At 63.0% G+C, this 13,211-nt stretch carries 16 protein-coding genes; 8 read left to right on the top strand and 8 right to left on the bottom strand.

All coding sequences use genetic code 11. The features are described 5' to 3' along the window. The first annotated feature begins 84 nt into the window (after positions 1-84). On the top strand, positions 85-390 hold the full coding sequence (locus tag CVE41_RS04065; RefSeq protein WP_090480638.1) for a hypothetical protein: 306 nt from the start codon (positions 85-87) through the stop codon (positions 388-390). 78 nt (positions 391-468) lie between these two features. On the opposite strand, the gene CVE41_RS04070 is transcribed toward CVE41_RS04065, so the two are convergent. The 4 genes from CVE41_RS04070 to gatB all read right to left on the bottom strand — a co-directional run bounded on the left by CVE41_RS04070 (position 469) and on the right by gatB (position 5,135). Beyond that, positions 469-2,631, bottom strand: coding sequence for a S46 family peptidase (locus CVE41_RS04070; protein WP_100259504.1), 2,163 nt, complete (start codon positions 2,629-2,631; stop codon positions 469-471). Positions 2,632-2,752: 121 nt separating this feature from the next. Then, entirely contained in the window at positions 2,753-3,208 is a 456-nt protein-coding gene (locus tag CVE41_RS04075) for a tRNA (cytidine(34)-2'-O)-methyltransferase (RefSeq protein ID WP_100259505.1), read from the bottom strand. Further along, positions 3,205-3,636, bottom strand: coding sequence for a hydrogenase (locus CVE41_RS04080; protein WP_100259506.1), 432 nt, complete (start codon positions 3,634-3,636; stop codon positions 3,205-3,207). The genes CVE41_RS04075 and CVE41_RS04080 overlap by 4 nt, the downstream gene beginning before the upstream one ends. Further along, positions 3,636-5,135 (bottom strand): Asp-tRNA(Asn)/Glu-tRNA(Gln) amidotransferase subunit GatB, encoded by a 1,500-nt coding sequence (gene gatB / locus CVE41_RS04085; protein WP_100259507.1) that lies wholly within the window; start codon positions 5,133-5,135, stop codon positions 3,636-3,638. Before gatB ends, CVE41_RS04080 begins: the two co-directional genes overlap by 1 nt. A gap of 285 nt (positions 5,136-5,420) precedes the next feature. Between gatB and CVE41_RS04090 the strand changes: the two genes are divergently transcribed. Beyond that, positions 5,421-6,545 carry an acyltransferase family protein gene (locus tag CVE41_RS04090; RefSeq protein ID WP_100259508.1) on the top strand — a complete coding sequence of 375 codons (1,125 nt, stop codon included), beginning with the start codon at positions 5,421-5,423 and terminating at the stop codon, positions 6,543-6,545. Between the two features lie 45 nt (positions 6,546-6,590). Here the strand turns inward: CVE41_RS04090 and gatA are convergent, their stop codons facing one another. The 4 genes from gatA to rpsU form a co-directional block, all read right to left on the bottom strand. Beyond that, positions 6,591-8,072 (bottom strand): Asp-tRNA(Asn)/Glu-tRNA(Gln) amidotransferase subunit GatA, encoded by a 1,482-nt coding sequence (gene gatA / locus CVE41_RS04095; protein WP_100259509.1) that lies wholly within the window; start codon positions 8,070-8,072, stop codon positions 6,591-6,593. Beyond that, on the bottom strand, positions 8,072-8,374 hold the full coding sequence (gene gatC / locus CVE41_RS04100) for an Asp-tRNA(Asn)/Glu-tRNA(Gln) amidotransferase subunit GatC (RefSeq protein WP_090480620.1): 303 nt from the start codon (positions 8,372-8,374) through the stop codon (positions 8,072-8,074). The genes gatA and gatC overlap by 1 nt, the downstream gene beginning before the upstream one ends. 49 nt (positions 8,375-8,423) lie before the next feature. Continuing rightward, a complete protein-coding gene (locus tag CVE41_RS04105) occupies positions 8,424-8,999 on the bottom strand; it encodes an FKBP-type peptidyl-prolyl cis-trans isomerase (RefSeq protein ID WP_100259510.1) in 576 nt (191 codons plus the stop codon). Between the two features lie 81 nt (positions 9,000-9,080). After that, complete coding sequence (gene rpsU, locus CVE41_RS04110; protein ID WP_006834591.1) at positions 9,081-9,287, bottom strand: 30S ribosomal protein S21; 207 nt, start codon at positions 9,285-9,287, stop codon at positions 9,081-9,083. Between the two features lie 205 nt (positions 9,288-9,492). Between rpsU and crcB the strand changes: the two genes are divergently transcribed. The 6 genes from crcB to CVE41_RS04135 are packed head-to-tail and all read left to right on the top strand — an operon-like array spanning position 9,493 to position 13,194. Then, positions 9,493-9,903, top strand: a complete 411-nt coding sequence (gene crcB, locus CVE41_RS04115) for a fluoride efflux transporter CrcB (protein WP_100259511.1) — start codon at positions 9,493-9,495, stop codon at positions 9,901-9,903. Then, positions 9,900-11,039: an RluA family pseudouridine synthase gene (locus CVE41_RS04120; RefSeq protein WP_100259512.1), complete on the top strand. Its 1,140-nt coding sequence runs from the start codon at positions 9,900-9,902 to the stop codon at positions 11,037-11,039. Before crcB ends, CVE41_RS04120 begins: the two co-directional genes overlap by 4 nt. Beyond that, a complete protein-coding gene (locus tag CVE41_RS04125) occupies positions 11,039-11,638 on the top strand; it encodes an FMN-binding negative transcriptional regulator (RefSeq protein WP_100259513.1) in 600 nt (199 codons plus the stop codon). The genes CVE41_RS04120 and CVE41_RS04125 overlap by 1 nt, the downstream gene beginning before the upstream one ends. Beyond that, positions 11,635-12,288, top strand: coding sequence for an HAD-IA family hydrolase (locus tag CVE41_RS04130; protein WP_100259514.1), 654 nt, complete (start codon positions 11,635-11,637; stop codon positions 12,286-12,288). Before CVE41_RS04125 ends, CVE41_RS04130 begins: the two co-directional genes overlap by 4 nt. Next, positions 12,281-12,490 (top strand): hypothetical protein, encoded by a 210-nt coding sequence (locus CVE41_RS14560; protein ID WP_157799389.1) that lies wholly within the window; start codon positions 12,281-12,283, stop codon positions 12,488-12,490. Before CVE41_RS04130 ends, CVE41_RS14560 begins: the two co-directional genes overlap by 8 nt. Beyond that, a complete protein-coding gene (locus CVE41_RS04135) occupies positions 12,490-13,194 on the top strand; it encodes an ATP12 family chaperone protein (RefSeq protein ID WP_100259515.1) in 705 nt (234 codons plus the stop codon). Before CVE41_RS14560 ends, CVE41_RS04135 begins: the two co-directional genes overlap by 1 nt. Positions 13,195-13,211 lie beyond the last annotated feature (17 nt).

The following is a 13,211-nucleotide window of genomic DNA, read 5'->3' on the forward strand; positions in this document are numbered from 1 at the left end:
TTGTTGACATCGGTGTAAGTAACCCCGATGTCTGCACCACCAGATCCGGCCCGCAACAGCGGGTCACGCAAAAGGAGAATATGCATGTCCGTAGCCGGTACTTATGACACCGTCGTCAAGAGCCCCATGGGTGACCAGAAGGGCACCTTCACTGTCGTTCCGGGCGATGACGGCAAGACCTTCACCGGCTCGATGGCTGGCGGCATGGGTTCGATGGACGTCAAGGACGGCACCATCGATGGCAATGCGCTGAGCTGGAAGATGGACATGACCGTCCCCATGCCGATGACGCTGAACTGCAACGCCACGGTCGACGGCGACCAGCTGACCGGCACCGTCAACGCCGGTGCATTCGGCGACATGGCGCTGACCGGCGAACGCCAGGGCTAAGCCCGCAGGCAAGACCGACAAAAAAGGCCCGCCGGAGCGATCCGGCGGGCCTTTTCTTTTGTATCCGGATGGACGCCGTTACTCGACGATGTCCATTTCCTCGATCAGGCCCTCGGCCCCGTCGACCTTGTCCATCACCCACAGCATGTAGCGCGTGTCGACATGGATCGTGCGCGTGGTGCGCGGGTCGAAATCCCAGTCGGAATTGACGCTTTCGAACGTGCCGTCGAACAGCAGGCCGACCAGCTCCGCACGCGCGTTGAGCGTGGCCGAGCCGCTATTGCCGCCGGTGCTGTCGAGGTCGGACAGGAAGTTCACCGGAACCGAACCGATGCTGCCGAGCGCATAGGGCCCGTAATCCTTCTCGCGGATTTCCTGCAGCTGCTTGGCCGGAGCGTTGAACGGGTCTTCGCCGGTGTCCTTTTCAAGGATGCCTTCCAGCGTCGTGAACGGCAGGTAAGCCATGCCGTCCTTGGGCGATCCGCCCATCACATTGCCATAGGTCACGCGCAGCGTGGAGTTGGCGTCGGGATAGGTCGAGAGGCCCTGCGAACGCTGCCACTGGGTGATCGCTTCCATGTAGGCGGGGCGCAGCGCCTGCGCACGGCCTGCACGCTCTTCCGCTTCGGCTTCCTGCTCGCGCTCGTATTCGTAAAGCGCGACGGCAAGCTGGATGAACGGGTCCTCGCTTGCTTCGAAATCGGCCGGGCTCGCGTCCATCAGCGCAAGGCGCGTTTCGCTGTCGTCCAGCGTGGTGCCTGCGTAATAGCTGTCGAGCTTGGCCGACAGCGCCGCCGCATCGACATCGCCGGTCAGGCCCAGAGCATTGTCGAACACGGCCACGCGGTTCTCGGCCGGTTCTTCGAGATAGGTGTCGAGGAAGAGCAGCCACTGCGCCTTGTCGACCGAAGCCTCGTACCGGCGGTCCAGCGCCTGCAGGCCCTGCGCAAAGAAGGTCATGTCGCGGTCCTGGTAACCCGGCTCGCGCTGCGCATCGGGCTTCAGCCGTTCCTGCGACAGGCGATAGAGGCGCTGTGCTGCCGAAAGCAAAGCGGGACGGGTCGCGAAATTGTACCAAAAGGCCTTTTTCGCCGCGGTGGCACTTTCTTCGGTCAGGGCCACGAGGCCGCTGATCGCCTCACCGTAATTGGCGCGCGAAGGATCGGCAGCGATCCATGCTGCCAACGCCTCTTCCCGCTCACGGCGACGGTCGACCAGGCCGACACGGCGCGCGCCTTCGAGCTGGCCGCGAGTGTTCTTTTCGAAGTTGTTCAAGCTGGCGAGGAGCGATTCGTACTTTACCCGCGCGTCCGAACCTTCAGGGGCCGCTTCCTCGATGGTGTCGATCCAGTCGTTCACCAGCGTGACGTAGGTCGGATAGCTCCAGCTGAAGGTGTTTTCCACCTCTGCCAGCGTGGCGTAGCGCTGGGTCGATCCGGGATAGCCGGCAGCCATCACGAAATCGCCATCGTCGAGACCGGCCGCGCTGACCTTCAGATGATGCTCGGGCTGGTAGGGCACGTTGTCTTCGGAATAGTCCGCAGCCGAACCGTCGGGTGCGACATAGGCGCGGTAGAAGGCGAAGTCGCCCGTGTGGCGCGGCCACATCCAGTTATCGATATCGCCGCCATACTTGCCGATGGAATCCGCCGGCGCGTAGACCAGGCGCACGTCGCGCACTTCGAGGCGCTTGATCAGCGTATATTCCGCGCCGCCATAAAAGCTGGCGACCTGGCAACGCGATCCGGCATCCTGTTCGCACTCGGCCGTAATATCTTTCATGCGTTGTTCGAGCGTGTCGTAACGCTCCGTCGCCGACAGGGCATCGACGCCATCGCGCATGCGGGCTGTCACATCGGTGATCTCGGTCGTCACATAGATGCGCGAGCCGGGCGCGGCAGGCAGTTCGTCGCCCTTCGCCTTGGCGAGGAAGCCGTTCTCGAGATAGTTGTTCTCGGCGGTGGAATTGTACTGGACCGAACCGCGCGCGCAGTGGTGGTTCGTCACCACCAGGCCTTCGGGCGATACGAAGCTGGCGGAACAGCCGCCGAGCGACACGATCGCACCCATCGGGAAGCCGGTCAGGTCGGTCAGCGTTTCCGGATCGATTTCGAGGCCGGTTTCCTTCAGGTCTTCGGCGATTTCCGGCAGCTGGCCGGGCGTGAACATGCCTTCCTTGGCGGCGAGCGGCGCGGAGGCGACGCAGGCAAGCAGGGCGGCGACCACTTGTGTCTTACGCATTGATTTTCAGTCCCTCACATGGCGCGCCTTGATGCGCGCGAAACGCGCAGGGGCTAAATGCTGGCAAGGTCTTGCGCAAGCAGGACTTCTGTCAGGAACTTGCCAGTCCGACGAACGGCTTTCAGAGGTGGTTGCGAAGCGCCTGGTAGGCGGCTGCGGCGACCGTATTCGCAAGGTTCAGCGAACGCACCTTGTCCGATCGCATCGGCAAGCCGACCAGCTGCGCCTCATGCGCGGAGACGATCTGGGTGGGCAGTCCTTTCGTCTCGCGTCCGAAGACGAGATAGGCGTCCTCGGGATAGTCGGGTTCGTAGAAACTGCGTTTGGCGTATTCCTCGAACAGGAACATCTGGTCTGCGCGCGGGTCGCGGTCAGCGAGAAAGTCCTCCCAGCTGGCGAATTCGACCAGCCGGATGTGCGGCCAGTAGTCGAGACCCGACCGCTTCACCCGCTTGTCAGAAATCTCGAAGCCGAGCGGGTGGATCAGCACCAGCTCCATGTCGAGCGCCACGCAGGTGCGCCCCACCGCACCGGTGTTGCCGGGTATTTCGGGATGGACGAGGACGATGGAGGTCATCGCGCCCGGAAAAGCCCCCACAGGAACAACGCCCAGCCAAGGGTCAGCGCCCCACTTGAGGCCAAGACGATAAGACCGACCACGGCTTCGGCTGCGGGTGTTCCGGCATATCCTTCGCCAGCCATCGGCAAGGTCTCGCTCGCACCGGTAAGCGCGGCAAGGGTCAGGCCGAGCCACAGCCCCACCATGCCCACCGCCAGCGCCCATCGCGCCGCAGCTTCCATGCGCTCGCCAATGCGCGCCGAGGACCACAGGATGCCCGCAATCATTACGGCCATACCGCTTTGCACCGCGTCGAGGTGCGCGGACAGGGCCATCCGCGGATTGGCGTGAAGATCGATTACCGCGCCCTGGACCAGTCCGGCGAGGAAAAGCGCCGCCCCGGTCACGACCAGCGAACGGCCTGCCGGGGACAGCGCGATTTGCATCAGCCCAGCTTATCCTTGAGGATCTGGTTCACGACCGCCGGATTGGCCTTGCCTTGCATGGCCTTCATCGTCTGGCCGACGAAGAAACCGAACAGCTTGTCCTTGCCGCCGCGATATTCTTCCACCTTGTCGCCATTTGCGGCGATGATCCCGTCGATCGCCGCCTCGATGGCGCCGGTATCGCTGACCTGCTTGAGGCCCTTTTCGTCGGCAATGGCTTCGGGATCGGCACCGGTGCGAAGGACGTGCTCGTAGATTTCCTTCGCCTGTCCGCCGGAGATCTCGCCCTTGTCCTGCATGGCCAGGATCTTCGCCTGCGCTTCGGCGGTGGCATTGGCAGGATCGGCTTCATCTCCCAGCGATTTCATGACGCCAGGCGCAACCGAGAGCGCCCAGTTGGCCACCTGCGTTGCGACCTTGGCTTCCGGCTTGCCGATCTGGCTGGCCGTTGCGGAAAGCAGCGTTTCGAAACGGCCGAAGGTTTCGACCTCTGCCGTCAGTTCGCGCGCGTTGTACGGAGTGAGGCCCAGTTCGTTCTCGTAACGCTGGCGCTTGGCATCAGGCAGTTCCGGCAGGCTGGCGCGGCATTCGTCGATGAAGCTGTCTTCCAGCTCCAGCGGGAGAAGGTCGGGATCGGGGAAGTAGCGATAATCGTGCGCGTCTTCCTTGCTTCGCATCGAACGCGTTTCGTTACGATCGGGATCGTAGAGGCGCGTTTCCTGCACCACGGTTCCGCCATCTTCGATCAGATCGACCTGGCGGCGCGCTTCCTGTTCGATCACCGCCATCACGAAGCGGACCGAGTTCACGTTCTTGGTCTCGGTGCGCGTGCCGAGTTCGGTGGAGCCGACCTTGCGAACCGAGACGTTGACGTCGGCGCGCATCGAGCCCTGCTCCATATTGCCGTCGCAGCTGCCAACATAGCGCAGGATCGCGCGCAGCTTGCGCACGTATGCCCCTGCTTCGGCAGGCGAGGTCATGTCCGGCTTGGAGACGATCTCCATCAGGGCGATGCCCGTGCGATTGAGGTCGACATAGGACATGGTCGGATGCTGGTCGTGCATCAGCTTGCCCGCGTCCTGTTCGACATGGATGCGTTCGATACCGATGACCTTGTCTTCGGGGATACCGACCTTCTCGTCGGCTTCGATCACCAGCTGTCCCTCGCCCACGATGGGGTGGTAGAGCTGGCTGATCTGGTAGCCCTGCGGCAGGTCGGCATAGAAGTAGTTCTTGCGGTCGAACCGGCTCCACTTGTTGATCTGCGCCTCGATCGCCATGCCGGTGCGCACGGCCTGGCGGATGCATTCGCGATTGGGCACGGGCAGCATCCCGGGCATGGCCGCATCGACCAGGCTCACCTGCGTATTGGGTTCAGCACCGAAGGCGGTGGAGGCGCCGCTGAACAGCTTGGCGTTGGACGTGACCTGCGCATGGACTTCGAGGCCGATCACGACCTCCCATTCGCCCGTTGCGCCCTGGATACGGTATGTGCTCATGGTGGGCGCATTATCGACTCGCGAGGCCGATGAACAGGGGTCACTTGAGCTTTTTCGACCCGCTTTTCCGGATGCCGGCGTAGCATCGAGACCGCCTGTCGAATTGATAAAAGGGCCAAGGCCAGAGCAGACCGAGATATAGGTTTACATTTGTTATTCTTCGGCGCCGCGGTTGACCTTCGAAGCGCCAGCCAGCATGGAGTCGGTCACCCACCACACACCTCTGTCATTCGCGCCAATCTTGGCTAATGCGAATAACTGCAATTCTGTTCTTGTCAGGTTCAAATGGTCGCACTGAAAAACGCCCATGCTATTGGCGCACGCTACGCTTTCGTGGACTCGATCCGCGGAATTGCTGCGCTCATGGTCATCTATCTGCATATCGCCGAGCAACTGCTCCAGTCGCGCGAATATTATTCGGATCTGGAGATCTCCCTGTTCACGCTTTTCACGGCCTATTTCGATGCCGGAAAAATCGGCGTGATCATGTTCTTCGCCGTCTCGGGGTACGTAATTCCCTTCTCGCTTCTCAAGAAGCGCAAACGGCCACTCCTGTCATTTGCCATCGGCCGATTCATGCGGCTCTATCCTGCCTACTGGCTTTCAATTCTCGCGATGGTCCTTGTCGTGGCGTGGCAAGGCAACCCGTTCGACAGCTTCACAATCGCCGCGAACGCAACAATGCTGCAAGGCTTCGTCGGCATCCAGAATATCCAGGGACTGTATTGGACTCTCCAGATCGAGCTGGTCTTCTATGGCTTGTGCGTCGTCCTCTTCTTCTTCGGCCTGCTCGGGTCGCAGAAGTGGGTAACCGCCACTGCCATCGCGACCCTGGCGGGCGCATTCGCACTGGCGGTGGCTCGCTGGGCCACCGGAATGGGTTTCCCTGTGGCGCTGCCCCTTGCCCTTTTCGCGATGTTTATCGGTATGACTTGGCGCACGGCAACGCTGGACAAGGATGAGACGAGCATGCGCCACTTCCGGCTTCTCATCGCGCTGTTCGTGATCAGCATCCCCTTGATTTCGCTGCTGGCGTATAATGCGGATGCCGCCAACAACGAGACCTGGTATCGCTACACGCTGAGCTATTTCACGGCGATGGGATTGTTCATTCTCATGACTTCGTGGTGGAAGATTTCCAATCCATTCCTGAGCTTCCTCGGAACGATCAGCTACTCGGTCTATCTCTTCGGCTGGGTGTGCACCCAGATCATCGAGACCGCTTTCCCTTCGGTCCTGACAGGCGCGATCCCGGGCCATGCGCTGATTGCGCTCGCCAGCATCATGACGATCGTGGTCAGCACCGCGATCTACTACCTCGTCGAAAAGCCCAGCATCGAACTGGGCCGCAAGCTCGTTAAACTGGTCGAAAATGGCAAAGGCCGCGCTCAGATCAGTGAAGTGATCTGATCCTGAACGTTTCGACCGGCTCACTCAGCCAGCCGGTCGCAGGTCTCACCACCACTTGTCCGGCTTGGCCTCGAACCCGGCGCGCTGCTGGATCGCGAGACCGGCGTTGAGCACGCCCTGCTCGTCGAAGGGCTTGCCGACGATCTGCAGGCCGAGCGGGAGGCCGTCCTCGTTGATCGTGGCCGGCACGCTCATCGCGGGAAGGCCGGCCAGCGATGCGGGAACGGCGAAGACGTCGTTCAGGTACATCGTCAGCGGGTCTTCGTTGAGCGATCCCAGCGGGAAGCTGGCCGTCGGCGTGGTCGGCGCGAGGATAACGTCGCACTGGGCCCAGGCGTTCTCGAAATCCTGTGCGACCAGCGTGCGGATTTTCTGCGCCTGTGTGTAATAGGCGTCGTAGAAACCGGCGCTGAGCACATAGGTCCCGATCAGCACGCGGCGCTTCACTTCGTCACCGAATCCAGCGGCGCGGGTGGCGGCATACATATCCTGGAGGCCAGCACCCTCGGGAAGGTCGCGCAGTCCGTAGCGCACGCCGTCATAACGCGCGAGGTTGGACGAGGCTTCTGCGGGCGCGATGATGTAATAGGCGGGCAGCGCATACTTGGTGTGCGGCAGCGAGATATCGACGATCTCCGCCCCTGCATCACGCAGCCATGCCTTGCCCCGTTCCCAGCTGTCGAGAATGGCCTGGTCGGTGCCGTCCATCCGGTATTCCTTCGGGATACCGATTTTCTTGCCCTTCAGGTCCGAATCGAGCGCGGCTTCCCAGTTCGGCACTTCCATCTGGAGGGACGTCGCGTCCTTGGGGTCGAAACCGGCCATGGCTTCGAGCATGATCGCACAGTCTTCGACACTGCGCGCCATCGGGCCTGCCTGGTCGAGGCTGCTTGCGAAGGCGACGACGCCCCACCGGCTGCAACGGCCATAGGTCGGCTTGATGCCGCAAATCCCGGTGAAAGCTGCGGGCTGGCGGATCGAACCGCCGGTGTCGGTGCCGGTCGCGGCAGGCGCAATGCGCGCTGCGACAGCGGAGGAGGAACCGCCCGACGAACCGCCCGGGCTCATCGCGGCGTTGGTGCCGTCCTTCTTCCAGGGCGAATTGACATTGCCGAAATAGCTGGTCTCGTTCGAGCTACCCATCGCGAACTGGTCGAGATTGAGCTTGCCGAGCATGCCCGCGCCGGCATCCCACAGGTTCTGGCTGACAGTGCTTTCGTACTGCGGCTTGAACCCTTCGAGGATGTGGCTGGCTGCGGTGGTCTGCACGCCCTTGGTGGCGAAAAGATCCTTCATGCCGATTGGCACGCCGCCCATCTTGCCGAGATCCTCGCCCCGTCCGCGCTTGGCATCGACCGCATCGGCGGCGGCCAGCGCGTGGTCGGGAGTGGTGACGATGAAGGCGTTGAGCTCGGCAGCGGCGGCGACGGCAGCGTTGAAGCTTTCCGCCACTTCGCGCGCGGTGAAATCGCCGCCCGCCACGCCGTCGCGGATTTCCTTCACGCCAAGCTGTGTGAAATCGGTCATTATTCGATCACCTTGGGCACGCCGAAGAAGCCGTGTTCGGCCGCCGGGGCATTGGCCAGCACATCGTCGCGCCGTCCCCCCGACGTTTCGGGAATGGCGTCGACCACATCGTCGCGCAGGCGCAGCGTGTTCGGGATGACCGCGGTCATCGGCTCCACGCCGGAGGTGTCGACTTCGCCCAGCTGTTCCACCCAGTCGAGGATGTTGTTCAGCTCGGGCACCATGCGATCCAGCTCCGCATCCTCCATCCGGATGCGGGCCAGAGAGGCGATTTTCGCCACTTCTTCTCGGGTAACTGACATGGGCGCGCGTTAGCCGTGTGGCGCGCGCGCTTCAAGCAGGCTTTGCGCCTTATTCGACCGGCGCTTGCTGAGGGGCACCCTCGGGGCCACCGGGACCGCCCTGCGCACCCATCTGGGCCTGCAACTGCATGAAGCGCTGCTGCGCTTCTTCGAGCGACATGATTTCCGTCACTTCGACCTCGAAGACGAGGTCGCTATTGGCGGGAATTTCCGAGCCAGGAGGCGGCGTTGCGCCGTAGGCCTGCTCTGCCGGGATTTCGATCCGATACTTGCCGCCCTTCTGCGTCTGCATAAGCCCATCGACGAATCCCTGGATCAGGCCGCCTTCTTCCTCGAGCGGGAAAGGCGTGCCTGCGGGGAACACTTCGGGCGGAAACGGGCTCGGCTGCGAACGGTCGAATTCGGTGCCGTCGGGCAGCGTGCCTACATAGTTTGCGAAGACCACATCGCCGATCTGCGGCGAAGGACCGACACCCTCGGTCAGAGTTTCCACCTCGACGCCCTTGGGCACGGCGGCCCAAGCGAGGCCTGCGCCCAGCAGGATGGCGACGATGACGCCCAGCCAGAGCTTGGTGAGCGAGCCCTTCTTGATGGGGCGAAGCGGTACGCGGGTGATCTCGGTCATGTAAAATTCGTCCTGATACGCAAAGGGCGCGGATTTCTCCGCGCCCTCATGGCTTAGCTTGTCGTAGGTCGCAACCCGGGATTACTTGATCCCGTCACGCTCCATACGCTTACGCTCGAGCTTGCGAGCACGGCGAACCGCAGCAGCCTTTTCACGGGCGCGCTTTTCGCTGGGCTTTTCGTAGTGGCGACGCAGCTTCATTTCGCGATAGACGCCTTCACGCTGCAGCTTCTTCTTGAGTGCGCGGAGGGCCTGGTCGACATTGTTATCGCGAACCATGATCTGCATAAAATTCAATACCTCGACTTACGGGCCAGAGCCCGCTTGTAGCGGGGTATGCCTCCTTGAATAGGGTTTCGCTTTATCAACGAAAAGCGCGCCGAATCCGTTCCGGACCGGCTCGAATGGCGGCCACATACGGATTCGAGCCATAAAAGGCAAGCGTGCAGTGCTGCCTTTCGCAAACCCGCGCGAGCGGCTAGGGGATCGCCCAATGTCCACCGTCTCCACCTTTGCCGCAACCCTGCATGTCGCCATCGGCGGCGGCATCGGCGCGGCCATGCGCTACCAGACCGGGCGCGCCATGACGCAATGGCTCGGCGCGCCGATCATGGGCGCCTTCCCTTTTGCCACTCTCGCAGTCAACGCGATCGGCAGTCTCCTGATGGGCTTGCTGGCCGGCTGGCTCGTCCGATCCGGAGCCGACACCAGCGAGCAGACGCGTCTCCTGCTGGGGGCAGGCGTGCTGGGAGGCTTCACCACGTTCAGCGCATTCAGCCTTGAAATGGTGATGCTGATCGAGCGCGGACAATATCTCTTCGCAACGCTATATGCCGTCCTTTCCTTCGCGCTGGGTATCACCGGGCTGATGGTCGGGCTTGCAGTCATGAGGATGGCAGGATGAAAACCTCCGACGAAGTACGCCAGTTCACGGTCGAGGCCGATGACGATGGCATCCGTGTCGACCGCTGGTTCAAGCGGCATTTGCCGCAAGTGGGCTTCGGTACCGTAAGCAAGTGGGCGCGCACCGGGCAGGTCCGCGTCGACGGCAAGCGGGTGAAGCCCGACGACCGGCTCGAACAGGGCCAGCAAATCCGCGTGCCCCCGGGCGGCGATGCCGCGCACAAGAAGCCCAAGGCCAAGCGCGAATTGAGCGAGGCCGAGATCGAGCAGGCGCACGACATGGTCATCAAGAAGACCAAGTCAGCGATCGCGCTCAACAAGCCCGCAGGCCTTGCCACACAGGGCGGCACCAATACCTTCAACCACGTCGACGGACTGCTCGATGCCTTCGTCGAGGGCGAGGACGATGTGCGCCCGCGCCTCGTCCACCGGCTCGACAAGGACACCTCCGGCGTGCTGCTCGTGGCGAGGACGCCGGGCAGCGCGGCGTTCTTCTCGAAGCGTTTCTCGGGCCGCAGCGCCAAGAAGGTCTACTGGGCGCTGGTGGTCGGCGTGCCGGACATCAAGCAAGGCGTGATCGAGGCACCGCTCGCCAAGCAGCCCGGCTCGGGCGGCGAGAAGATGCATGTCGACCATGAAGGCGGCGCGCCTGCCAAGACCAAGTACCGCGTCGTGGAAACGGCGGCCAAGACCGCCGCATGGCTTGAACTCCAGCCGATGACCGGCCGAACCCACCAGTTGCGCGTCCATTGTGCGGCCATGGGCCATCCCATCGTGGGCGACGGCAAATACGGCGGCCGCGACGCGTTCCTGACCGGCTCCATCAGCCGCAAGATGCACCTCCACGCGCGCCGCCTGATCATCGACAGCCCGGATGGCGGCAAGCTGGACGTGACCGCCGACCTGCCCGAACATTTCGCCGCCTCGCTCGAACAGCTGGGTTTCGACGCGAACGCCAGCGATGCCACGCCCATGCGTGACGATCCGCCTCCCAAGTCGCGCGAAGAGAAAAAGCAGCAGGCCCGCCAACACGCCAAGAATTACCGCAAGGCCCAGCGCGGACCGCGCCGCGGGCGTGGTGCAGCCGGCGGCAAGCCCCAAGCGAAAGGCCCCGGCAAAGGTAAGGACAAGCGCTGATGCATCCCAATCCGCTCTTCCGAACAGATGACCGGGAGCTGATCGATAGCATTGTGGCGGAGGCCGGTTTCGGGATGGTTTTCCTGACCACACCGGATGGACCGCGCGTCGCCCATGTCCCGCTGATTGCGACCGGAAACGGCGCGTTCCAATTTCATCTCGCACGGTCGAACGCGCTGGCCGCCCACCTCGACGGGGCGAAGGCGTTGATCGTCGTCAACGGGCCGCACGGGTATGTCAGTCCGCGCTGGTATGCCGACCGCGCTTCCGTCCCCACCTGGGATTATGTCGCGATCGAACTGGAAGGGGTGGTGACGCGTCTCGATAACGAAGCGCTCGAGGCGTTGCTGCACACCTCCGTCACGCAGTTCGAGAAGGGTCTTGGCGGAGAGCAGTGGCTGGCGAGCGAAACGCCGGAAAGCCATTGGGCAAAACTGTTCAAGGGAATCGTCGGCTTCGAACTTGCAGTGGAGACCATGCGCCCCACGCTCAAGCTGTCGCAAAAGCAGCCCGCCCCCGTCCGCGAGCGGATCGCGGAGGAACACGCGACGCACGGCAATCCGCATCTGGCGCGCTGGATGCGCAAGGTGACTGCATGACCCGGCTCGCCGTATTCGATTGCGACGGGACTCTCGTCGATGGCCAGGCCGCCGTTTGCGAGACGATGGAACGCGCCTTCGCCGCCATCGGCAGCCCTCCGCCCGAGCGCAACGCAATCCGCCGCACCGTCGGCCTCAGCCTTCCGCTCGCCGTGCGCCAGCTCATGATGGACGGGCGTGAAGTGGACCGGTTGCAGGTGGTCGAAGCCTACAAGCGCCTGTTTCGCGAAACACGGCTGTCGGGGGCGCTCCACGAACCGCTCTATGACGGCATGGCCGACCTGCTTGCCCGCCTCGACGAGGATGGCTGGCTGCTCGGCGTCGCCACGGGAAAGAGCGACCGGGGCCTCCATTCCTGCCTCGAAACGCACGGCATCAAGCAGCGCTTCGTGACGCTGCACGGCGCGGATCGTTATCCGTCGAAGCCCCATCCCGCGATGCTCGAAGCCGCGCTTGACGAAGCGGGTGTGGAAGCAAACCAGGCCGTGATGATCGGCGACACAAGTTTCGATATCGAGATGGCCGGGGCCGCGGGCGTGCGCGCCATCGGCGTCGCCTGGGGCTATCACGATCCCGCAGAATTGCTGGCGGCGGGCGCACAATCCGTCGCCTCCACAATGGAAGAACTGGAGAACATGATCCGTGGCTGATCAAGACACTGTCGCCCGCCGTTTCTGGGTAATCCAGATGGCCCGCCTGAGCGCCTTCGTCATGGTGTTCATCGGCGCGCTGATTGTCAGCAAGATCATCGATCTGCCCGATTTCGTCGGCTACATCATCTTGGTCATCGGCCTCGCCGAATTCTTTGTCGTTCCGATGGTTCTCTCCAAACGCTGGAAATCGGGCGACTGATGAAGCGGTTCTACAAGGATGTGAGTGTCGCCGAGACCGATCTCGGCTGGACGGTCCACCTCGACGGACGGCCGATCAAGACGCAAGGCGGCCAGCCGCAGGTCTTGCCGAGCGAGGCCATGGCCGAAATGCTCGCCGCCGAATGGCGCGCGCAGGGTGAGACTATCGACCCCGCCTCTTTCCGTTTTCGCGACATGGCCGACTACGCGCTGGACGTAGTCGCACGCGACCCCGAACAAATCATCGAGAAGCTGGTCGGCTATGCGGAGACGGATACGCTCTGCTACCGCGCCGATCCCGAAGAGCCGCTCTACCGCCGCCAGCAGGAGGTGTGGGAGCCGATCCTTGCCGCGATGGAAGCGCGCGAAGGCGTGACGCTGCATCGCGTGAGCGGGATCGTCCACAAGGCGCAGCCTGCGACCAGCCTCCATAAATTGCGCCAGCGCCTCGCCGCGCTCGGCCCCTTCCACCTCGCCGCGCTGGAACAGCTCACCTCGCTCGCCGCATCGCTGTGCGTGGGGCTCGAAGCGCTGGAAGAGGCAGCCGATGGCGAAGGCCTATGGGCGGCAGCCAGCCTCGAAGAAGAATGGCAGGCTGACCTCTGGGGCCGCGAGGAAGAAGCCGAAGAACGCCGCGGCAGGCGCAGGGGCGATTTTCTTGCGGCGATGGAATTCGCCGCGACGGCTGGACGAGTGGCGCGCTGAAGTCTGCATTCGGGAGA

Origin of the sequence: Qipengyuania seohaensis (genome assembly GCF_002795865.1) — a bacterium.
In the GTDB taxonomy this organism is placed as follows: domain Bacteria; phylum Pseudomonadota; class Alphaproteobacteria; order Sphingomonadales; family Sphingomonadaceae; genus Qipengyuania; species Qipengyuania seohaensis.